The sequence below is a fragment of the Dokdonella sp. genome (genome assembly GCF_051958935.1).
Lineage (GTDB): Bacteria > Pseudomonadota > Gammaproteobacteria > Xanthomonadales > Rhodanobacteraceae > Dokdonella_A.
In genome coordinates, this window is the sequence record NZ_JBQCFP010000194.1 from 1 (window position 1) to 19,039 (window position 19,039).

Sequence of the window (19,039 nt, forward strand, 5' to 3'; positions counted from 1 at the left end):
GGGCATGGCCTGCCCATCGGCAATCTATCATCGCAGTTTTTCGCGAACGTCTACCTCAACGAGCTTGACCAGTTCGTCAAACACACGCTGCGCGCCAAGCGATACGTGCGCTACGTCGACGACTTCGTGCTCGTCCATCACGAGCTGGCGCAGCTTGATGCGTGGCGAGCGCGGATCGAGGCCTTCCTACGCGATCGCCTGCGCCTGTCCCTGAAGGCCGACCAGCGCCTGAGGCCACTGGGCGACGGCGTTGACTTCCTCGGCTACGTGATCTTTCCGACATATACGCGCGTAAGGCCGCGCGTCGTGCGCCATGCCTTCGAGGCGGTCCGCGCGGCGCGACGGCTGCATCGCCATGAACGTAGCGATCGACTGCGAGCCGTGGTCGCCAGCTATCTGGGCCACTTCGAACACGCCAATGCTCACCGCCTGAGCGAGCGACTCATCCAACTCGGAGATTCATCATGACCGCGACGACTCTTCCCCTTGTGGGCGAACTCGCCCCCACGCTGTTCCTCGGCCGTGCACTGGAGGAACGGATGCGCGCCGAGTGCACGTGCCATTTGTCGGCTCCGAAGGTCTGGATCGACCTGAACGAGCGGGCGAAGGAGATTGCCCAAGCCTCAGCGCCAGCGGATGCGCCGGTTGCGACGGATTGGCATGCTGCGTTCGATGAAGAGCGTAGGAAGTTCCAGCTTGAGACGTTGCGAACCAGTGAACAGGCCGATGTATTGCGCCGGATGATCGACGTATTGAAGGACGACCACGAGCCGGGACCGTGGTCGCGGAACTGCTCGCGATGCGCGCTCGTTGCCGAAGCTCGCGAACTGCTTGCAAGGCCGGTCAATGCTCCGCAGTTGCGTGGCTTCTCGGTTGAATGGCTGGCACGAAAGCTGGCCGAGAACGACGACACCGACGCGGCAGCTGTACCAGCCGCCCCACCCGCTCCTGCCTCTGGCGCGGTTAGCGATGAGGATGTGAGAGCCTATCGCAAGGCATCGAAAGATACTTGGCTATCGAACGAGGATATCCGTGCCGGTTTGGAATCCTTCGCCTCGCGCCACGCATCGCAACCTGCCGGAGCGGAACTTGACGACGCCCCGAAGGCGCTACTCAGGGAGCTTAGAGGACCGGAGCTGCGCAAGGCTGCAATTCGTTGGCGCGCAGAAAGGAATATCGCCCGGTCAGAGCTGCGCGGTAGAACTGCACGCATCGAACGAATGGAAAATGAACGTAACGGAATGTTCCGCGCACTTACTAACATGCGGGAAGAATGCAAGCGCCTTTCCGCATCGCCCGCGCAAGCGGTGAGCGTGCCGATGCCGAACACGGGGACGTATTTCCCGCGATGCGATCATTGTGGGTGCCTCGTGGAAGATCACAAGGCTCCGCAGTATCTGTGCCCCACCACAGCCGCCCCCTCTCCGCCGCAGCACGACAACGGGAGCGCGTAGCCCATGCGCCTGCTCACGCCCGCGTCCTGGTCCGAGAAGTACTTCGACGAGTCCAGCCGGCCGCCGGAGACGACCGTGCGCCGGTGGATGCAGAACGGGGCGGTCCCGGCCAAGAAGATCGGCGGCAGCTGGTTCATCGACGAGCACGCCTGGCTGGCCGGCGGCGACGAGCTGGTGCAGCGCGTCCTCGAGGCGGGGTAGCCTATGGGCATGGGCCGTCAGCGATCGAGCAGCCGGGCGGGTTGGCCGGCCAATCTCTACCCGTGCAAGAACGGGTTCAAGTACCGGCATCCGGTCAGCCGCAAGGACGCCTGGATGGGCACCGACCGCGCGCGCGCATTCGAAGCGGCGCGCAAGCTCAACGCGCTCCTCATCCCGTCCAACGATCTCGTCGCCCGCGTGGTCGCCCGGTCGGAGACGCTGGCCGACGCGATCGCGATCTTCCGCAAGGATGACATGCCGTCGCGCCGCTGGGGCGAGAAAACCGCCCTCGGGTACGACCAGATCCTGCGCCGCATCGAGCGCGAGCGCGGCACCCATGAGTGCTCCGCCTTCAGCGTGCGCGAATGCGCGGCGTACGTCCGCGAGGCCACCGAATCGGCGCGCGGTCGCCAGCAGCTGCGCCTGGTCCTTTCGTGGATCTGCGCGTGCGCGGTCGAGGAAGGCTGGATGGAAACGAATCCAGCCCTGCAGATCCGCAAGGCGCACTTCGAGCGCAAGCGCGATCGCCTCACGAAGGACGCGTACGAGGCGATTTGGGAGAAGGCCGAGCCGTGGCTGCGCAACGCCATGGACCTGAGCCTGCTGACCCTGCTGCGGCGCGAGGACGTCGTTTCGCTGCGCTTCGCCGACTACCACGATGACGCGCTCTGGGTCGTCCCGAGCAAGACCGAGGGCACCACCGGGAAGCGTCTGCGCATCGCCGCGGATGGCGCTCTCGCTGAGGTCCTGCAGCGCTGCCGCGACGGCGTCCTGTCGCCCTACGTCGTGCACCGCCTGCCCGAGAAGGCGCGGCCGCGGGAGCTCCGCGCTAAGGTCCGCGACCACCATACCCAGGTGCTGCCGGAGCAGCTTTCCCGGGCGTTCGCCGAAGCCCGTGACCGGGCCGAGATCGCCGGCGGCAACCCGCCGACCTTCCACGAGGTGCGCAGCCTGGGCATCGCCTTGCTCCGCGAGCAGGGCTGGAAGGACGAGCAGATCCAGCAGCTCGCCGCTCACTCTGACGTCGCTATGACGACGCACTACCTCGAGGGCCATGAGGCGCCATGGACGAATGTTGAGGCAGGTCAGGCAAGCTTGGGTTCCGGCAAGGCCAAATAGGCTTCGATTTCGTCGACGACGTCCTTAGCCTTACGCGAAGCATTTTCCAAGGAAGTGACCGCATTGTTTGAGGATCTTTGGCGATCTGCATCGCTACCTACGAAGGTTTGCCGACCCCAGTACTCGGCATCCCTCGCCAAAGAGTTGAACTGCTCTGTTTGCTCGACTACCGCAAGTAGTGCTTGGAGTTCACGTTCCTGGAACGACTCGACAGTCGGAAGCTTCGACGTGAGATACGGCAGTTTGTTTTCTCGGAGGGCCGGCAGGTTGTTTGTACTCGACAGAACTGCGAGCGCCTCCAATTCGCCGTCGGATCCTGCCAACAGCTTACCGAGAGCGTTTACGAGGGCGTCCTCGCCCCTGTGCCTTAGGATTACGCCACGCACCCATTCGATCTCGGCGCGTTTGAAGCGTCCGCGGTTGGTTTCCACTGCCTTATAGGCGATAGCTAGGCGACGGGCATGCCCGTGCAGCTCCGATTTTATCGCCTGCCTTACGCGAACAGTCCTACGGCCTTCCTTGATCCCGTCAGTGATGACGGGAGCCAGTACGCCGGCCAGCCAGCCCAGAAACCCATAGAGGAAGTTTTCTGTATCCATCTGCCCATTCCGCCATTGGTGTTAGGGAGGAAATAGGGAGGAATAGGGAGGCGCGGAAATCGGCACGCACCTAACTATCTGATCTGCAATGCAGTAATGGTCGGGGCGGCCGGATTCGAACCGACGACCACCAGTCCCCCAGACTGGTGCGCTACCAGGCTGCGCTACGCCCCGACGATGCTTTGCTGCAGGAGGCGGCCGTATCGGGCCGCTCCCGCTTGGGAGCCGACGATTCTAGCAGATGCTTTGCAGGCTCAGCGACGCAGGATCTGCAGCACTTCTTCCAGCTCCATGCGCACCTGGCGCACGATCTGGTTGGAAATGCTCGACTCCACCCGCGCCTGCGAGCCTTCCAGGCGCTGGCGCGCACCGGTGATCGTGAAACCCTGGTCGTACAGCAGCGACCGGATCTGGCGGATCATCAGCACGTCGTGGCGCTGGTAATAACGGCGGTTGCCGCGCCGTTTCACGGGCTTGAGGTTGGGAAACTCCTGTTCCCAATAGCGCAACACATGCGGCTTGACCGCACAGAGTTCGCTGACCTCGCCAATGGTGAAATAGCGTTTCGCCGGGATGACCGGAAGTTCGCTATTGCTGCCCTGATCCAGCATAGGCTTCGACCCGGACCTTCAGTTTCTGTCCCGGACGGAACGTCACCACCCGCCGCGCGGAAATCGGAATCTCCACGCCGGTCTTGGGGTTACGCCCTGGACGCTGATTCTTGAAACGCAGATCGAAGTTGCCGAAACCGGACAACTTCACCTGCTCCCCTTTTTCAAGCGCATCGCGTACGACTTCGAAGAACGCGTCGACGAATTCCTTGGCTTCGCGTTTGTTGAGACCGACGTCCAGAAACAGGCGCTCGGCCATCTCCGCCTTCGTCAACGCCATCCTACCCTCGCAACTTTGCTTTGCAAACCGATTCCAGTGCGGTAACCGCGAGAGCCGTGCAGCGGTCAGCGTCCTGATCCGTAAGCGTGCGGTAACGGTCCTGCAAAATCAAGCCAATAGCGAGACTTTTGATCCCGTGGCCGAGGTTTGGACCCGCGTAGCGATCGAACAGGACCACCTGTGCGAGCGTTTCGCCAACCGCGTCACGAATCGCGGCTTCCACGGCCGCATACGGCACCGCTTCAGGCAATTCGAAGGAGAGGTCGCGGCGCACCGACGGATAGCGCGAGACCGCTTCGGCGCGGGGAAGCTCGCGCGCCGACACCTTGGCGACGTCGAATTCGAACGCGAACACGTCTTCGTCGATATCGAGCCTGGCGAGCAGATCCGGGTGCAGCGCGCCGATCCAGCCGACCACCTCGCCGTCGCGCCGCACCTCGGCCGCCTGCCCCGGATGCAACCAGGTCGGGCCGCCGGGTGCGAAGCTGAACGCATCCGCGGCATTGGTCAACGCGAACAGCGATTGTGCGTCGCCCTTGACGTCGAAGAAGTCGAGTGCGCGCGCGTCGCTCGCCCAGTTTTCGGCGACCGCGCGCCCGCAGGCGACGCCGGCGATCCGGTCGCGCTCGACCGGCGAGGGATCCGCGGCGCTGCCGCCCGAGAACACCCGGCCGACCTCGAACAGCCGCACGCGCGCCTGCTGGCGGCGGCGGTTCGCCGCGAGCGCGGCGACGAGTCCGGGCAGCAGCGAGGTGCGCATGACGCCGAGATCGGCCGAGAGCGGATTGGCGAGCGCGACGGCGCCGTCGTCGAGTTGCCAGGTGCGCAGCAGGTCGTGCGGCACGAAGGCGTAGCAGATCGCCTCGGCGTAGTCGCGCGCGACGAGCTGCGCGCGCAGCCGCGAGATCTCCAGGCGTGCTTCCGGCAACGCCGGGCCGAGCAGTTCGCCGCGCGGCGCACGCGTCGGCACGCGCTCGTAGCCGTGCACGCGCACGACCTCCTCGATGAGGTCCTCCTCGATCTGGATGTCGAAGCGGTGGCTCGGCGGCGTCGCACGCCAGCCTTCCGCGGTCGCCTCGACCTGCATGCCGAGAGCACGCAGGATGCGCTCGACCTCCGCGTCGGCGACGTCGATGCCGAGCAGGCGCGCGAGGCGCGTGCGGCGCAGCGTGACCGCGGCCCGGGCTGGCAGGTCCGCCGCGAGGACGGCCTCGGTGACCGGGCCGGGGCGGCCGCCGGCGATCGCGAGGATCAGCGCGGTCGCGCGCTCGATCGCACGGCGCGGCATCTGCGGGTCCACGCCACGCTCGAAGCGGTGCGAGGCATCGGTGTGCAGGCCGAGTCGCCGCGCGCGGCCCATGATCGCGCCCGGCGCGAAGTGCGCCGCTTCGAGGAACACCGTCGTCGTCGTGTCCGTGACGCGCGAATCATGACCGCCCATGATGCCGGCGAGGCCGTGCACGCCGGCGCGATCGGCGATGACGAGGAAGCCGTCGTCGAGCCCGTGCTCGGTGCCGTCGAGCAGCTTCACGCGTTCGCCCGCGCGTGCGCGGCGCACCGAGATGGGCCCGTCGAGCTTCGCGTCGTCGTAGGCGTGCATCGGCTGGCCGAGTTCGAGCATCACGTACTGGGTCACGTCGACGAGCGCGCTGACCGGGCGCACGCCACTGCGGCGCAGGCGCTCGGTCATCCACAGCGGCGTCTTCGCGCCGGCGTCGATGGCCTCGATGACGCGGCCGCAATAGCGCGGGCAGTCCGCGCCGGCGTCGAGTGTTGCCGCGCGCGTTGCCTCGTGCGCGGCCGCGACGGGTGCGCTCGCCGGATCGTGCAGCGCACCGCCGAACAACGCGGACGCGTCGCGCGCGAGGCCGAGCACGCTGAGGCAGTCGGGCCGGTTCGGCGTGAGCTTGATCTCGATGCTCGCATCGGGGAGGCCGAGGTAACGTGCGAGCGGCGTGCCGACCGGCGCGTCGGCCGGCAATTCCATGAGGCCCGACGCATCGGCGTCGATACCCAGTTCCTTCGCCGAGCAGAGCATGCCGTTCGACTCGACCCCGCGCAGCGCGGCGCGCTTGATCTCCATGCCGTTCGGCATCGTCGTGCCGATCGTCGCGAGTGGCGCCTTCAGCCCAAGGCGCGCATTCGGTGCGCCGCAGACGATCGCGAGCGGCGCGCCATCACCCGCGGCGACTTCGCACACGCGCAGCTTGTCCGCGTTCGGATGCGGCGCGCAGGCGACGATCTCGCCGACGACGACACCCGCGAGCGCGCCGCCGAGTGGTTCGACGCCCTCGACCTCGAGGCCAGCCATCGTCAGGCGGTGCATGAGGGCGTCACGGTCGACCGGGATGTCGACGAGTTCGCGCAGCCAGTTTTCGCTAAATTTCATGATCTGAGCCGGGGATGGGGAGTGGGGAGTCGGGAATGGTCAAGACGGGCAATCGGGAGCCGGGCTGGCTTTTCGATTCTCCATTCCCGATTCCCCATTCCCATTCCTCAGGCGAATTGCCTGAGGAACCTGAGGTCGTTGTCGAAGAACTGGCGCAGGTCGTTGACGCCGTAGCGCAGCATCGCGAAGCGCTCGCCGCCCATGCCGAACGCGAAGCCGGTGTAGCGCTCCGGGTCGATGCCGCAGTTGCGCAGCACGTTCGGGTGCACCATGCCGCAGCCGAGCACCTCGAGCCACGACTGCGTGCCGTCTTCGCGGTCCCACCGGATGTCCACTTCCGCGCCCGGCTCGACGAACGGGAAATAGCTCGGCCGGAAACGCATCTCGAAGTCACGCTCGAAGAACGCGCGCACGAATTCGGCGAGCGTGCCCTTGAGGTCGGCGAAGCTCACGTCCTCGCCGACGAGCAGGCCCTCGATCTGGTGGAACATCGGCGAGTGGGTCTGGTCCGAATCGCTGCGGTAGACCTTGCCGACCGAGATGACGCGGATCGGCGGCGTGCGCCCGGTCGCCGCGCGGATCTGCACGGGCGAGGTGTGCGTGCGCAGGAGGCGGCCATCCGGGAACCAGAACGTGTCGTGCATCGTCCGCGCCGGATGGTCGGGCGGGAAGTTGAGCGCCTCGAAGTTGTACCAGTCGGTCTCGATCTCGGGACCGTCGGCGAGTTCGTAGCCGAGCCGCGCGAAGATCTCGATCGCGCGATCGAGGGTGCGCGTGATCGGGTGCAGCCCGCCGCGTGTTCCGCGCCGGCCCGGCAGGGTCACGTCGACGCGCTCGGACGCGAGCCGGTGCGCGAGTTCGGCCTGTTCGAGCGCCAGCTTGCGCGCGGCGATCGCATCGGCGATGCGCTCTTTCGCGCGATTGACCTCGGCGCCGCGTGCCTTCTTCTCTTCCGGCGGCAGCGAGCCGAGCGTCTTCAGCGCCGCGGTGATCGCGCCGCTCTTGCCGAGCAGTGCGACGCGCTGCGCGTCGAGCGCCTCGAGCGTGTCGGCCGTCGCGATCTGGTCGAGCGCGCGCTGGATGTCCTCAAGTACGTCCATCGGGATTCCCGTGGGTGGAACGCAAACGAAAACGGGGAGGAGGCCCTGGCCTCCTCCCCGCGTGTGCTTCGACTATCGGTCCGGTGCGGAAGGAACGTCGGCGCAACCCTGCACCACGCTCGTTCCCGCGGCGGACGATGGCAAAAACTACGCCGCCAGGCTGGCCTTGGCCTTCTCCGCGAGCGCACCGAACGCCTTGATGTCGTGCGCGGCGATGTCCGCGAGCACCTTGCGATCGATCGTGATGCCGGCCTTCTTGAGGCCGTTCATCAGGCGGCTGTAGGACAGGCCGAACTGACGCGCACCCGCGTTGATGCGGACGATCCACAGTGCGCGGAAGTTGCGCTTCTTCTGCTTGCGGCCGATGTAGGCGTACTGGTGCGCCTTCGTGACGGCCTGCTTGGCGACGCGGAAAACCTTGCGGCGCGCGTTGTAGTAACCCTTGGCCTTGCCGAGGATCTTCTTGTGACGACGGTGGGCGATGACGCCGCGCTTGACTCGTGCCATGGTCGATCCTCCTTACGCGTACGGCAGCATGCGGGAGACGCGACCGGCGTCTTCCTTGCGCACGTGGTTGGTCGCACGCAGGCCGCGCTTGCGCTTGGTGGCCTTCTTCGTGAGGATGTGGCTCTTGAACGCGTGGCCGCACTTGAACTTGCCGGACGCGGTCTTGCGGAACCGCTTCGCAGCGGCCCGGTTGGTCTTCATCTTGGGCATGACCCAACTCCTTCGGTGATTTTCGTTACTGGCGCGAGCGGTGGCGTTCGCCACGCTTTCCGTCCTGCTCGTTCCGGCTTGTGTGACCCGGACTCCGGGTCCCGTCCTGTCTTGCACGTGTGCGCCGTCCTGGCGCGGAATCCGCGGCGTCCTCGCCGCATTTCTCGCAAAAGCAGCTACTGCGGCTGCTTCTTCTTCGGAGCGACCATCATGACCATGAGGCGCCCTTCCATCCTCGGGTACTGCTCGATCACCGCTTCCTCGGCGATTTCGGCGGCGATCTTCTTGACCATCGCCTCGCCCAGTTCCTGGTGCGTCATCTCGCGACCGCGGAAGCGGATCGTGATCTTGACCTTGTCGCCCTCCTCGAGGAAGCGGCGCAGGTTGCGCAGCTTGATCTGGTAGTCGCCGATGTCGGTGACCGGGCGGAACTTCAGTTCCTTGATCTCGACCTGTTTCTGCTTCTTCTTGGCCGCGTGCGCCTTCTTCTGCGCCTCGAACTTGAACTTGCCGAAATCCATGATGCGGCAGACCGGCGGGTCGCCGTTCGGTTGGATCTCGACCAGATCCAGGCCCGCGTCCTGGGCCATGGCGAGCGCTTCGTCACGGGACAGGATTCCGACCTGCTCCCCTTCGGCGCCAATCACGCGGACTCGCGGAACACGGATTTCGTGGTTCCTGCGGTTCGGCTTGCTATCGGTGGCGATACGTCAATCCTCCAAGGGAAATCGTTCCCGGGCGCGCCCGTTCAGGTTCGGGAGCACTCGGCCTCAAGACGTTCGACGAAGGCGGAAAGCGGCATGGAGCCGAGATCCTCGCCCGCGCGCGTACGCACGGCGACGGCCCCCGCCTCCCTTTCCCGGTCGCCCGCGACGAGGAGGTAGGGCACCTTGTCCAACGTGTGTTCGCGGATTTTATAGCCGATCTTCTCGTTTCGCAAATCGGCCTCGACTCGGAAACCTTTAGCCACAAGGGCTTGCGCCACTTCGCTCACGTACGGGGCCTGGGCGTCGGTGATGTTCATGACGACCGCCTGCACCGGCGCCAGCCACGGCGGGAACGCGCCGGCATGGTTTTCGATGAGGATGCCGATGAAACGCTCCATCGCGCCGCCGATCGCTCGTGGGCGCATGACCGGATGCCGTTTCTGGCTATGCTCGTCGACGTACTCGGCGCCGAGGCGCCCTGGCATCATGAAATCGACCTGCATGGTGCCGAGCTGCCAGGTGCGGCCGATCGCGTCCTTGAGGTGGTATTCGATCTTCGGCCCGTAGAACGCGCCTTCGCCCGGCAGCTCCTGCCATTGGACCCCGGCCGCGCGCAGCGCAGAGCGCAGTGCGTTCTCGGCCTTGTCCCAGGTCGCATCGTCGCCGAGGCGCGGTTCCGGGCGCAGGGCGATCTTCAGCTGCACGTCGCTGAAGCCGAATTCGGTGTAGACCTGCATCGCCTGGCGATGGAATGCGGTCACCTCGGCCTCGATCTGGTCCTCGGTGCAGAAAATGTGGCCGTCGTCCTGGGTGAAGCCACGCACGCGCAGGATGCCGTGCAGCGCGCCCGACGGCTCGTTGCGGTGGCAGGCGCCGAATTCGCCGTAGCGGATCGGCAGGTCCCGGTAGCTGTGCAGCGTCGAGTTGAACACCTGCACGTGGCCAGGACAGTTCATCGGCTTCAACGCATACGTCCGCTTCTCGGACTCGGTGAAGAACATGTTGTCCTTGTAGTTGTCCCAGTGGCCCGAACGCTTCCACAACGACACGTCGAGGATCTGCGGGCAGCGCACTTCCTGGTAGCCGCTCTCGCGGTACACCTTGCGCATGCGCTGTTCGACGACCTGCCAGATCTGCCAGCCCTTGGGATGCCAGAACACGAGACCGGGCGCTTCTTCCTGCAGGTGGAACAGGTCGAGCTGCCTGGCGATCTTGCGGTGATCGCGCTTCTCCGCTTCCTCGAGCTGGTGCAGGTAGGCCGCAAGGTCCTTGTCGTTGAGCCAGGCGGTGCCGTAGATGCGCGAGAGCATCTCGTTGCTGGAATCACCGCGCCAGTACGCACCGGCGACCTTCATGAGCTTGAAGCTCTTGAGCCGGCTCGTATTCGGCACGTGCGGGCCGCGGCAGAGGTCCGTGAACTCGCCCTGCTCGTACAGCGACAGCGCCTCGTTCGCCGGAATGCCCTCGATGATCTGCGCCTTGTACTCCTCGCCCTTGGCGCGGAAGAACGCGACCGCCTCGTCGCGCGGCATCACTGAACGCGATACCGGCAGGGCTTGCGCGGCGATCTTCCTCATCTCCTCCTCGATCGCGGCGAGGTCATCGGGCGTGAACTGCCGCTCGAACGCGAAGTCGTAATAGAAACCGTTGTCGATAACCGGGCCGATCGTGACCTGCGCCGACGGGAACAGCCGCTGCACCGCCTGCGCGAGCAGGTGCGCGGTCGAATGCCGGATGATCTCGAGCGCCTCGGGGCTCTTCTCGGTGACGATCTCGAGGCGCGCGTCGTGGTCGATCACACGGCTCGTGTCGACGAGCTGGCCGTCGATCTTGCCCGCGAGCGCGGCCTTGGCGAGGCCGGCGCCGATCGATGCGGCGACGTCCTGCACGCTGGGCGGGTGGTCGAACTGCTTCTGGCTGCCGTCCGGGAGCGTGATGCTGATCATGGGATGTTCTTCCGGTTGCGAAGCCGCCGCGGCGGCCTTCGGCCAAGAAAAAAATGGGCGCCCAGGCGCCCTTTTTTGTTCATTACGGGAAACCTTTCGCGGATATCAGTCGATGATGTCGAAGGTTCGCGTCATGGTGATCGTGTTCTTTCGAACTACGGCTCCCGGGATCTCCCGGCCCGAAAGCCGGCTCATGCTTCACTTCAAGAGTCCGGCCATGGATGGCCGGTTCTCCTTCCAGCTTCCGCCATCGGGTCGATGGCACAAGTAACTGGTGGGCGGTACAGGGATCGAACCTGTGACCCCTACCATGTCAAGGTAGTGCTCTACCGCTGAGCTAACCGCCCGCATCGCAGGTCGGGACCTGCGAGGGGCGCGCAAGGTAGCACAGGCTCCGCGGCAGGACAACCGCTTCTTGCACGAGTCAGGCGCTGCGCAGCGTCGCCGCTTCGCGGAGCCGTCGCCAGGCCCGCAGCAGGCGGCCGGTGGTCGTCGCAATGGGTTCCTGCCGAGGCGCGTCGACCGCGTGCCGCTGCAGCAGGTCCGATTGCGCGCGCAGGTGCGCGTGCCGTTCGAGCGCGGCGGCGAGACCGCGCCGCAAGAGTTCGCGCGGCGCCGGCTGCAGCAGGAAGCGGAACACCTGCCCCTCGTTGATCAGGCCGATCAGCAGGCGGCTGTCGCGCAGCGACGACACGACGATCGCGAGCGTCGCCGGCCGCAGCCGCTTGAGCTGCTTGAGGGCGTCGGCGACGTCACCGTCCGTGCTCGACAAGCGCGCGATCACGACCGCGACGTCGTGGTCGGCGAGCAATTCAAGCGTGCTTTCCAGGTCGAACGCGTGCTCGACGCGTACCGCGGCCGGCAGCACGTCGCGCACCTGCGCGGCGAGCGAACCTTCGTTGTCGAGAACGGCGATGCGCGCGGCGATCGGCGCGTTCCCCACGACGGGCGGCGGAGGCACGGCGAGGCGCGCGACGGCGAGCGCGAAATCGTGCTGCGCGACGCGCGCGGCGTGCTCGACCGTGTCGACGAGGTAACGCGCGACCCACGGCTTCTCGATGAAGCGCCAGATCTCCCCGTCATTGACCGAGGCGGTGACCGCATCCATGTCGGCGTAGCCGGTCAACAGGATGCGCATCGTCGCGGGCGACTGCGCCGCGACTTCACGCAGCACCTCGACGCCGGTCATGCCGGGCATGCGCTGGTCGCTGACGACGACGTGCACGGGCCGCCGGCGCACCCACTCGGCCGCTTCGCTCCCCGAGGTCGTCGTGAGGATCTCGCACCGGCCGCGGAACAGCATGCGCAGCGAACGCAGGATGCGCTCCTCGTCGTCGACGAACAGCACGCAAGGAAGCGATGCGTTCACGGCACCGCCCCGGCCGCGCCGGACACGGGCAGCACGACGAGGAAGCGCGTGCCCGTGCCCGGCTTCGAACTCACGCGGATCGCGCCGCCGTGCTGCTCGATGATCTGGTGCGAGATCGCGAGCCCCAATCCCGTGCCCTGCCCGACGGGCTTGGTCGTGAAGAACGGGTCGAACACCCGCGGCAGGTGCTCGGCCTCGACGCCCTTGCCATTGTCTTCGACCACGACGAGCACGCGCCGGTCGAGCGCCTGCGTCGCGACGACAATGCGTCCGCGCTCGTGCTCGATCGCCTGCGCCGCGTTGCTGAGCAGGTTGAGCAGCACCTGGTTGATCTGCGCGGGGGCGCAATCGAGCAGCGGAATCTCGCCGAGCTTGAGCACGACCTCGATGTCGCGCTTGCGCAGCACGTGGGCGACGATGCGCAGCGCGCCCTCGACGAGGCGGTTGATGTCGGCCTTCTGCAGGCCGGCTTGGTCGAGGCGGCTGAAGTCCTTGAGGTTGAGCACGAGCTCGCCAATCTGCCCGACGCCGTGCACGGTGTCATCGAGCAGGCCGCACAGGTCGTCCAGCGCGGCCGCGTCGACGCGCGTGCGCAGGTGGCCGACCTCGGCGAAAAGCGTGTCGAGGTCGCCATCCGGCTCCGCGTCGCCGGCCAGCGCGTCGATGACCGCCTGCTGCGCCGACACCAGCCGAGCGGCGTCGCCGAGCGCGGTGCGCGTCATCTCGACGTTGTTGCGCACGTAGCCTAGCGGTGTGTTGATCTTGTGCACCAGCCCCGCGACCATCTGGCCGAGCGAAGCCATCTTCTCCGACTGCACGAGCTGCGACTGCGACGACTTCAGGCGTGCGTAGGCGCGCTCGAGTTCGCGCGTGCGCTCGGCGAGGCGATGCTCGACCGTATGCAGCACGTCGATCACGAGGCCGGTGCCGGCGTAGCCAGAGTCGTCGACGAGGACGAAATCATCCGTGATCGGGCTCTTGACATGTGAGGCGATCGTGCGCGCGGCCTCGTCGATCGAAGTCGACAGCGGCAACACGAGCGGGGCGCGATCCATCAGCGCGGTGATCGGCCGCCGCCCGTACAACTCGCGGCCATACGGCTGCAGGAACACGCGCATGAGTTCGTAGCGGCTGATCATGCCGACCGGCCGGCCGCCGACCGCGACGACCGGCAGGCTCAAGAGCCCGGCGTGGCGCGGATCGAGGAACCGCTGCGCGACGTCGAGCACGCTCGTCTCGGGGCGCACCGGTTCGGTCGCGAGCAGCAGGCCGGCCAAGCCGGGCAACGGCGCGCGCTCGCGCGCACCGGCGACGTTGGCGGCGCCGCGCGGAGCGGCGTCGGAGGCGATCGGGGCGGTCGGGAACGCCTGCAGGGCGGCAGTCATCGCGGCGAGGAATCTTCGGCGGGCGCGCGGCACGCGCGGATAACCGGAACAGGCGCAGCCTAGGTCAGGCGCGCGACAGGCGTGTGACGAAGTTGACGCCGCACGCGACGCTCAGCCGATCAACCCCTGCTCGCGGATGCGATGGATCTCGTCGCGCAGGCGCGCCGCGTCCTCGAATTCGAGGTCCTGCGCGTGCTTGTACATCTGCGCCTCGAGCTGGCGGATCTTCGCGGCGACCTGCTCGGGCGTCAGCAGGCGGTAATCCGGCGCGGCATCGGCGACCTTGCGCTGGCTGCCGCGGCCGCGGCCACGCCCCTGCTCCGCGTCGCCTTCGGCGCGCGCGCCTTCCATGACGTCGGTGACCTTGCGCACGACCGAGGTCGGCACGATGCCGTGCGCTTCGTTGTACTCGACCTGCTTGGCGCGGCGGCGATCGGTCTCGTCGATCGCCGCCTGCATCGAACGCGTGACGTTGTCCGCGTACAGGATCGCCGTTCCGCGCAGGTTGCGCGCGGCGCGCCCGATCGTCTGGATCAGCGAGCCCGTCGAGCGCAGGAAGCCTTCCTTGTCGGCGTCGAGGATCGCGACCAGCGAGACCTCGGGCATGTCCAGGCCCTCGCGCAGCAGGTTGATGCCGACCAGCACGTCGAACTTGCCCAGGCGCAGGTCGCGGATGATCTCGACGCGTTCGACCGTCTCGATGTCCGAGTGCAGGTAGCGCACGCGGATGCCATGGTCGCCGAGGTACTCGGTGAGGTTCTCGGCCATGCGCTTGGTCAGCGTGGTCACGAGCACGCGGTCGCCGAGCGCGATGCGCTCGTGGATCTCCGACAGCAGGTCGTCGACCTGGGTGCGAGCGGGGCGGATCTCCACGCGCGGGTCGACCAGGCCGGTCGGCCGCACGACGAGTTCGACGACGTTGCCCTGCGACTTGTCGATCTCGTACGGTCCCGGCGTCGCCGACACGAACACCGTGCGCGGCTCGCGTTCTTCCCACTCGGCGAACTTGAGCGGCCGGTTGTCGAGCGCGGACGGCAGGCGAAAGCCGAACTCGACCAGCGTCTCCTTGCGGGAGCGGTCACCCTTGTACATCGCACCGATCTGCGGAATCGTCACGTGCGACTCGTCGACGACGAGCAGCGCGTCCGGCGGCAGGTAGTCGAACAATGTCGGCGGCGGTTCGCCAGGCTGGCGCCGCGTGAGATGGCGCGAGTAGTTCTCGATGCCGTTGCAGTAGCCGACCTCGGCCATCATCTCGATGTCGAAGCGCGTGCGCTGCTCGAGGCGCTGCGCCTCGACCAGCTTGTTCGCCGAATGAAGGTACGCGAGGCGATCCTTTAGCTCGGCCTTGATCGTCTCGATCGCGTTGAGCACGCTCTCGCGCGTCGTCGCGTAGTGCGTCTTCGGATAGACCACGTAACGCGGCACCTTGCGAAGCAGTGCGCCGGTGAGGGGATCGAACAGCGACAGGTTCTCGACTTCGCCGTCGAACAGTTCGATGCGCAGCGCCTCGGTGTCCGATTCGGCCGGGAACACGTCGATGACCTCGCCGCGCACGCGGTAGGTGCCGCGGCGCAGGTCCATGTCGCCGCGCGTGTACTGCAGTTCGGTCAGGTGGCGGATCAGCTTGCGCTGGTCGATGTGCTCGCCGCGCGCGAGGATCAGGCGCATCTGCAGGTAGTCCTCGGGATCGCCGAGGCCGTAGATCGCCGATACCGTCGCGACGATGAGCGCGTCCGGGCGCGACAGCAAGGCCTTGGTCGCGGCGAGGCGCATCTGCTCGATGTGCTCGTTGATCGACGCGTCCTTCTCGATGTAGGTGTCGCTCGAGGGGACGTAGGCTTCCGGCTGGTAGTAGTCGTAGTAGCTCACGAAGTACTCGACCGCGTTGTGCGGGAAGAACTCCTTGAACTCGCCGTACAGCTGCGCCGCGAGCGTCTTGTTCGGCGCCATCACGAGCGTCGGCTTCTGGATGCGTTCGACGAGGTTGGCGATCGTGAACGTCTTGCCCGACCCGGTGACGCCGAGCAGGGTCTGCTGCGCGAGGCCGGCCTCGAACCCTTCCTGCAGGCGCGCGATCGCATTCGGCTGGTCGCCCGACGGCTTGAATGGGGACACGAGCTGGAAACGTTCGATCATCGCGATCTCCACGCGGGCGTTCAGTATAGGGGTGCAGGTATCGCGACGATCGCGCCGGGCGGCACGCGGATTTCCTACATTCAGTACATGAGGGCGGCGATCGTCGAAGCAAGCGCGCCTTCCTAGCATCGCCGGGCACTCGAAACGGAGGCCCGCATGCACCACGCCCACGCCCGCCGGCGCGGCTACACGCTCGTCGAACTCGTCATCACGCTCGCGATCATCGCCACGCTGGTGACGATCGCACTGCCCGCATTCGGACGGCTGATCGGCCGCACCCACGGCCAGGCCGCGCGCAGCGACCTCGAGGTTTCGCTGAACCAGGCGCGGTTCGCCGCGGTCAGCCGCCACCAGCACGTGGTCGCCTGCCCGAGCAGCGATTTCGTCGACTGCGAGCCGACGACTCATTGGCATCCGGGCTGGCTCGTGTTCGCCGATCTCGATCGCGACGGCCATCGCAACGCCGACGAACCCGTGATCGCGACGAACCAGGCGCGCGACACCGGCGTCGGCATCGTCGGCACGATCGGCCGCCTGCGCGTGGACTACCGCCCCGACGGCAGCGCGATGGGTTCGAACGTCACCTTGACCGTCTGCGATCGCGGCGCCGGATCGGGCGAGGCGTCGACGATCGTGGTGTCGGCGACCGGACGGGTACGCCACGGCCGGGCGACGGCCGTCGCCGCCGCGGCCTGCCTCGCCGCCGCGGGATGAAGGCTTGACGACCAGCCGCTCAGGACCCAGAATACGCGGCTCGCCCGAATAGCTCAGCTGGTTAGAGCACTTGACTGTTAATCAGGGGGTCGTTGGTTCGAGTCCAACTTCGGGCGCCAGTCATGCGAAAGGGCCGCAGCGATGCGGCCCTTTCTTTTTTTCGGCGTCGGCCCGGCTCATGGGCAGCGCGACTCCGCGTGGGCGTGAATGACAGCGACGCCATCGGCGCCGTCGTCGATACGCGCCGTTGCGGCAAGGCGAACGGTGGTCGCGCCGCGCCGAGCCGCGCCTGTGCGGGGCCGAATCATCCTATGATTCCCCGATGGGTCCGAGCCGCCGCATGCCGCATCGATGATGAACCGCCAGCGCCAGTTCTGGTTGCTGCAAACCGGGGCGTGGACCGCCTATGGGCTCGAGACCTTCCTGTCCGAAATGGGTTACGGGCGGCCGCTCGACATGTGGCGGCTCAATGCCTACGACGCGGTCTGCGGCTTCCTGCTCACGCTCGGCATCCGCGCGGTACTCAAGGCGACCTGGACGCATCCGCCGGCGCAGCGCGTGCGCTGGGGCATCGCGGCCCTCGTCGTCGCCTCGATCGTCGGGGGCTACGCCTGGTGGCTCGCGGTGTCGACCATGTGCGTGGAGTGCAAGCCGCCGAAGAGCGCACTCGGCTATCTCTCGTACTTCTTCGGCTGGTTGCAGTTGCTCGTCGCCTGGACCGGCGCCTACGTCGGCATCAAGCTCGCGCGCCAACTGCAGCACGAGAAGGAGACCGCGCTGCAGGCGACCGCGATGGCGCACCAGGCGCAGCTGCGCATGCTGCGCTACCAGCTCAACCCGCATTTCCTCTTCAACACGCTCAACGCGATCTCCACGCTCGTGCTCGACGGCCGCAGCGAGCAGGCGAACGGCATGGTCGGCGCGCTGTCCGGCTTCCTGCGCTATTCGCTCGACAGCGACCCCGAGCAGAAGGTGTCGCTCGAGCAGGAGATCGGCTCGATCCAGCGTTATCTCGCGATCGAACAGGTGCGCTTCGGCGATCGCCTCAAGGTCGGCATCCTGGTGACGCCGCCCGCGGGCGACGCCCTCGTGCCGAGCCTGATCCTGCAGCCGATGATCGAGAACGCAGTCAAATTCGGCATCTCCAAGCGCGAGGAAGGCGGCCGCATCGAGATCATCGCGCGCGTGGTCGACGGCGGTGTGCTCGACATCGTGCTGCGCGACAACGGTCCGGGCAGCCTCAGTTACCGTCCCGAACGCAGCGACGGCCAGGGCGTGGGCATCACCAACACGCGCGAGCGCCTGCGCGTGCTGTACGGCGATCGCCAGCACTTCGAGATCGCGCGCCTGCAGCCGCAGGGCACCGAAGTACGCCTGCAGTTCCCCTTCGAAACCGCCACAGAAAACCGCAACCGATGAGCATCCGCGCCCTGATCGTCGACGACGAACCCCTCGCCCGCCGCGGCATCGCGCTGCGTCTCGCACGCCATCCCGACATCGAGATCGTCGGCGAGGCGGCGAACGGACGCGAGGCCTTCTTTGCGATCTCCGAACACCTCCCGACCCTGATGTTCCTCGACGTGCAGATGCCCGGGGTCGACGGCTTCGAACTGCTGCGCGCGGTACCGCTCTCGCAGCTGCCGCTGACCGTGTTCGTGACCGCCTACGACCAGTACGCCTTGCAGGCCTTCGACGCCAATGCGATCGACTACCTGCTCAAGCCGATCGAGGACGCGCGCCTCGACGCCGCGATCGAACGCGTGCGCCGTGCGCTCGCCGCGCGCGACGCCGACGACCATTGCGCGCGCCTGCTGCGCCTGCTCGGCAACGTGTCCGGCAAGCCCGACCTCACGCTCGACGAGGCGCTCGTCGATGCCGACCGCATGGCGCAACCGGTCGAGGAGCGCCTCGCGATCCGCGATGCCGGCCGCATCCTGCGCGTACCGATCGAGGAGATCCTCTGGATCGACGCCGCCGGCGACTACATGTGCGTGCACACCGGCAAGGACACCCATGTGCTGCGTGCGACGATGCGCGAACTCGAAAGCCGCCTCGACCCGCGCCGGTTCCAGCGCATCCACCGTTCGACCATCGTCAACGTCGGTCGCGTGAAGGAACTGCGCGCGCACCTCAACGGCGAGTATTTCCTCATCCTCGACTCGGGCCAGCAGCTCAAGTTGTCGCGCAGTTACAAGGACAAGGTGAGGTTGTTGCATTGAGGTGACGACGGCGGGAGGGCGCTGCGGCTCGGGGCCGCTTTTGCGGCGAGGGCTGAGGGCTGAACAGCCGGGAGCGCCTCTGGCCGGCCG

The 19,039-nt window shown here is 66.8% G+C and carries 19 protein-coding genes and 3 tRNA genes; 8 read left to right on the forward strand and 14 right to left on the reverse strand.

The window, feature by feature from the left end:
* The 4 genes from ACTHK2_RS18065 to ACTHK2_RS18080 all read left to right on the forward strand — a co-directional run.
* On the forward strand, nucleotides 1–468 hold a 468-nt coding region (locus ACTHK2_RS18065; RefSeq protein WP_440247131.1), incomplete at its 5' end, for an RNA-directed DNA polymerase.
* Nucleotides 465–1,454: a hypothetical protein gene (locus tag ACTHK2_RS18070; RefSeq protein ID WP_440247132.1), complete on the forward strand. Its 990-nt coding sequence runs from the start codon at nucleotides 465–467 to the stop codon at nucleotides 1,452–1,454. The genes ACTHK2_RS18065 and ACTHK2_RS18070, both read left to right, overlap by 4 nt.
* A 3-nt stretch (nucleotides 1,455–1,457) precedes the next feature.
* Entirely contained in the window at nucleotides 1,458–1,655 is a 198-nt protein-coding gene (locus ACTHK2_RS18075) for a hypothetical protein (RefSeq protein WP_440247133.1), read from the forward strand.
* Between the two features lie 3 nt (nucleotides 1,656–1,658).
* Nucleotides 1,659–2,774, forward strand: coding sequence for a tyrosine-type recombinase/integrase (locus ACTHK2_RS18080; RefSeq protein WP_440247134.1), 1,116 nt, complete (start codon nucleotides 1,659–1,661; stop codon nucleotides 2,772–2,774).
* Here the strand turns inward: ACTHK2_RS18080 and ACTHK2_RS18085 are convergent.
* From ACTHK2_RS18085 to uvrB, 14 genes are all read right to left on the reverse strand, one after another.
* The gene (locus tag ACTHK2_RS18085) at nucleotides 2,741–3,373 is read right to left on the reverse strand and encodes a hypothetical protein (RefSeq protein WP_440247135.1); all 633 of its coding nucleotides are present in this window, start codon (nucleotides 3,371–3,373) and stop codon (nucleotides 2,741–2,743) included. The genes ACTHK2_RS18080 and ACTHK2_RS18085 overlap by 34 nt on opposite strands.
* A gap of 97 nt (nucleotides 3,374–3,470) precedes the next feature.
* Nucleotides 3,471–3,547: transfer RNA gene (locus ACTHK2_RS18090), tRNA-Pro, on the reverse strand.
* A gap of 80 nt (nucleotides 3,548–3,627) precedes the next feature.
* The gene (locus ACTHK2_RS18095) at nucleotides 3,628–3,984 is read right to left on the reverse strand and encodes a MerR family transcriptional regulator (RefSeq protein ID WP_131998828.1); all 357 of its coding nucleotides are present in this window, start codon (nucleotides 3,982–3,984) and stop codon (nucleotides 3,628–3,630) included.
* Entirely contained in the window at nucleotides 3,962–4,264 is a 303-nt protein-coding gene (ihfA, locus tag ACTHK2_RS18100) for an integration host factor subunit alpha (protein WP_131998830.1), read from the reverse strand. The genes ACTHK2_RS18095 and ihfA overlap by 23 nt, the downstream gene beginning before the upstream one ends.
* 1 nt (nucleotide 4,265) lies before the next feature.
* On the reverse strand, nucleotides 4,266–6,653 hold the full coding sequence (pheT, locus tag ACTHK2_RS18105; RefSeq protein WP_440247136.1) for a phenylalanine--tRNA ligase subunit beta: 2,388 nt from the start codon (nucleotides 6,651–6,653) through the stop codon (nucleotides 4,266–4,268).
* 107 nt (nucleotides 6,654–6,760) lie between these two features.
* On the reverse strand, nucleotides 6,761–7,753 hold the full coding sequence (gene pheS / locus ACTHK2_RS18110; protein ID WP_440247137.1) for a phenylalanine--tRNA ligase subunit alpha: 993 nt from the start codon (nucleotides 7,751–7,753) through the stop codon (nucleotides 6,761–6,763).
* Nucleotides 7,754–7,900: 147 nt separating this feature from the next.
* Nucleotides 7,901–8,260, reverse strand: a complete 360-nt coding sequence (gene rplT, locus ACTHK2_RS18115) for a 50S ribosomal protein L20 (RefSeq protein WP_182517958.1) — start codon at nucleotides 8,258–8,260, stop codon at nucleotides 7,901–7,903.
* Between the two features lie 12 nt (nucleotides 8,261–8,272).
* Complete coding sequence (gene rpmI / locus ACTHK2_RS18120) at nucleotides 8,273–8,470, reverse strand: 50S ribosomal protein L35 (protein WP_182532429.1); 198 nt, start codon at nucleotides 8,468–8,470, stop codon at nucleotides 8,273–8,275.
* Between the two features lie 176 nt (nucleotides 8,471–8,646).
* On the reverse strand, nucleotides 8,647–9,177 hold the full coding sequence (gene infC, locus ACTHK2_RS18125) for a translation initiation factor IF-3 (RefSeq protein WP_440247158.1): 531 nt from the start codon (nucleotides 9,175–9,177) through the stop codon (nucleotides 8,647–8,649).
* Nucleotides 9,178–9,218: 41 nt separating this feature from the next.
* Nucleotides 9,219–11,123, reverse strand: coding sequence for a threonine--tRNA ligase (thrS, locus tag ACTHK2_RS18130; RefSeq protein ID WP_440247138.1), 1,905 nt, complete (start codon nucleotides 11,121–11,123; stop codon nucleotides 9,219–9,221).
* Between the two features lie 272 nt (nucleotides 11,124–11,395).
* Nucleotides 11,396–11,470: transfer RNA gene (locus tag ACTHK2_RS18135), tRNA-Val, on the reverse strand.
* A gap of 77 nt (nucleotides 11,471–11,547) precedes the next feature.
* Nucleotides 11,548–12,492 carry a response regulator gene (locus ACTHK2_RS18140; RefSeq protein ID WP_440247139.1) on the reverse strand — a complete coding sequence of 315 codons (945 nt, stop codon included), beginning with the start codon at nucleotides 12,490–12,492 and terminating at the stop codon, nucleotides 11,548–11,550.
* Complete coding sequence (locus ACTHK2_RS18145) at nucleotides 12,489–13,877, reverse strand: sensor histidine kinase (protein WP_440247140.1); 1,389 nt, start codon at nucleotides 13,875–13,877, stop codon at nucleotides 12,489–12,491. The genes ACTHK2_RS18140 and ACTHK2_RS18145 overlap by 4 nt, the downstream gene beginning before the upstream one ends.
* A 111-nt stretch (nucleotides 13,878–13,988) precedes the next feature.
* Nucleotides 13,989–16,016 carry an excinuclease ABC subunit UvrB gene (gene uvrB, locus ACTHK2_RS18150; protein ID WP_440247141.1) on the reverse strand — a complete coding sequence of 676 codons (2,028 nt, stop codon included), beginning with the start codon at nucleotides 16,014–16,016 and terminating at the stop codon, nucleotides 13,989–13,991.
* 156 nt (nucleotides 16,017–16,172) lie between these two features.
* On the opposite strand from uvrB, the gene ACTHK2_RS18155 reads away from it, so the two are divergent.
* The 4 genes from ACTHK2_RS18155 (at nucleotide 16,173) to ACTHK2_RS18170 (ending at nucleotide 18,949) form a co-directional block, all read left to right on the forward strand.
* On the forward strand, nucleotides 16,173–16,730 hold the full coding sequence (locus ACTHK2_RS18155; RefSeq protein WP_440247142.1) for a GspH/FimT family pseudopilin: 558 nt from the start codon (nucleotides 16,173–16,175) through the stop codon (nucleotides 16,728–16,730).
* Nucleotides 16,731–16,772: 42 nt separating this feature from the next.
* Nucleotides 16,773–16,849: transfer RNA gene (locus tag ACTHK2_RS18160), tRNA-Asn, on the forward strand.
* Nucleotides 16,850–17,084: 235 nt separating this feature from the next.
* Nucleotides 17,085–18,149: a sensor histidine kinase gene (locus ACTHK2_RS18165; protein WP_440247143.1), complete on the forward strand. Its 1,065-nt coding sequence runs from the start codon at nucleotides 17,085–17,087 to the stop codon at nucleotides 18,147–18,149.
* A complete protein-coding gene (locus tag ACTHK2_RS18170) occupies nucleotides 18,146–18,949 on the forward strand; it encodes a LytR/AlgR family response regulator transcription factor (RefSeq protein WP_440247144.1) in 804 nt (267 codons plus the stop codon). Before ACTHK2_RS18165 ends, ACTHK2_RS18170 begins: the two co-directional genes overlap by 4 nt.
* The last annotated feature ends 90 nt before the right edge of the window (nucleotides 18,950–19,039 follow it).

Coding starts and splice junctions, on each gene's coding strand:
- pheT (WP_440247136.1), bottom strand. CDS start 6,653: ATGAAATTTAGCGAAAACTGGCTGCGCGAACTCGTCGACATCCCGGTC.
- ACTHK2_RS18080 (WP_440247134.1), top strand. CDS start 1,659: ATGGGCATGGGCCGTCAGCGATCGAGCAGCCGGGCGGGTTGGCCGGCC.
- rpmI (WP_182532429.1), bottom strand. CDS start 8,470: ATGCCCAAGATGAAGACCAACCGGGCCGCTGCGAAGCGGTTCCGCAAG.
- thrS (WP_440247138.1), bottom strand. CDS start 11,123: ATGATCAGCATCACGCTCCCGGACGGCAGCCAGAAGCAGTTCGACCAC.
- ihfA (WP_131998830.1), bottom strand. CDS start 4,264: ATGGCGTTGACGAAGGCGGAGATGGCCGAGCGCCTGTTTCTGGACGTC.
- ACTHK2_RS18095 (WP_131998828.1), bottom strand. CDS start 3,984: ATGCTGGATCAGGGCAGCAATAGCGAACTTCCGGTCATCCCGGCGAAA.
- ACTHK2_RS18170 (WP_440247144.1), top strand. CDS start 18,146: ATGAGCATCCGCGCCCTGATCGTCGACGACGAACCCCTCGCCCGCCGC.
- rplT (WP_182517958.1), bottom strand. CDS start 8,260: ATGGCACGAGTCAAGCGCGGCGTCATCGCCCACCGTCGTCACAAGAAG.
- ACTHK2_RS18085 (WP_440247135.1), bottom strand. CDS start 3,373: ATGGATACAGAAAACTTCCTCTATGGGTTTCTGGGCTGGCTGGCCGGC.
- ACTHK2_RS18145 (WP_440247140.1), bottom strand. CDS start 13,877: ATGACTGCCGCCCTGCAGGCGTTCCCGACCGCCCCGATCGCCTCCGAC.
- ACTHK2_RS18070 (WP_440247132.1), top strand. CDS start 465: ATGACCGCGACGACTCTTCCCCTTGTGGGCGAACTCGCCCCCACGCTG.
- ACTHK2_RS18155 (WP_440247142.1), top strand. CDS start 16,173: ATGCACCACGCCCACGCCCGCCGGCGCGGCTACACGCTCGTCGAACTC.
- pheS (WP_440247137.1), bottom strand. CDS start 7,753: ATGGACGTACTTGAGGACATCCAGCGCGCGCTCGACCAGATCGCGACG.
- ACTHK2_RS18165 (WP_440247143.1), top strand. CDS start 17,085: ATGAACCGCCAGCGCCAGTTCTGGTTGCTGCAAACCGGGGCGTGGACC.
- ACTHK2_RS18075 (WP_440247133.1), top strand. CDS start 1,458: ATGCGCCTGCTCACGCCCGCGTCCTGGTCCGAGAAGTACTTCGACGAG.
- uvrB (WP_440247141.1), bottom strand. CDS start 16,016: ATGATCGAACGTTTCCAGCTCGTGTCCCCATTCAAGCCGTCGGGCGAC.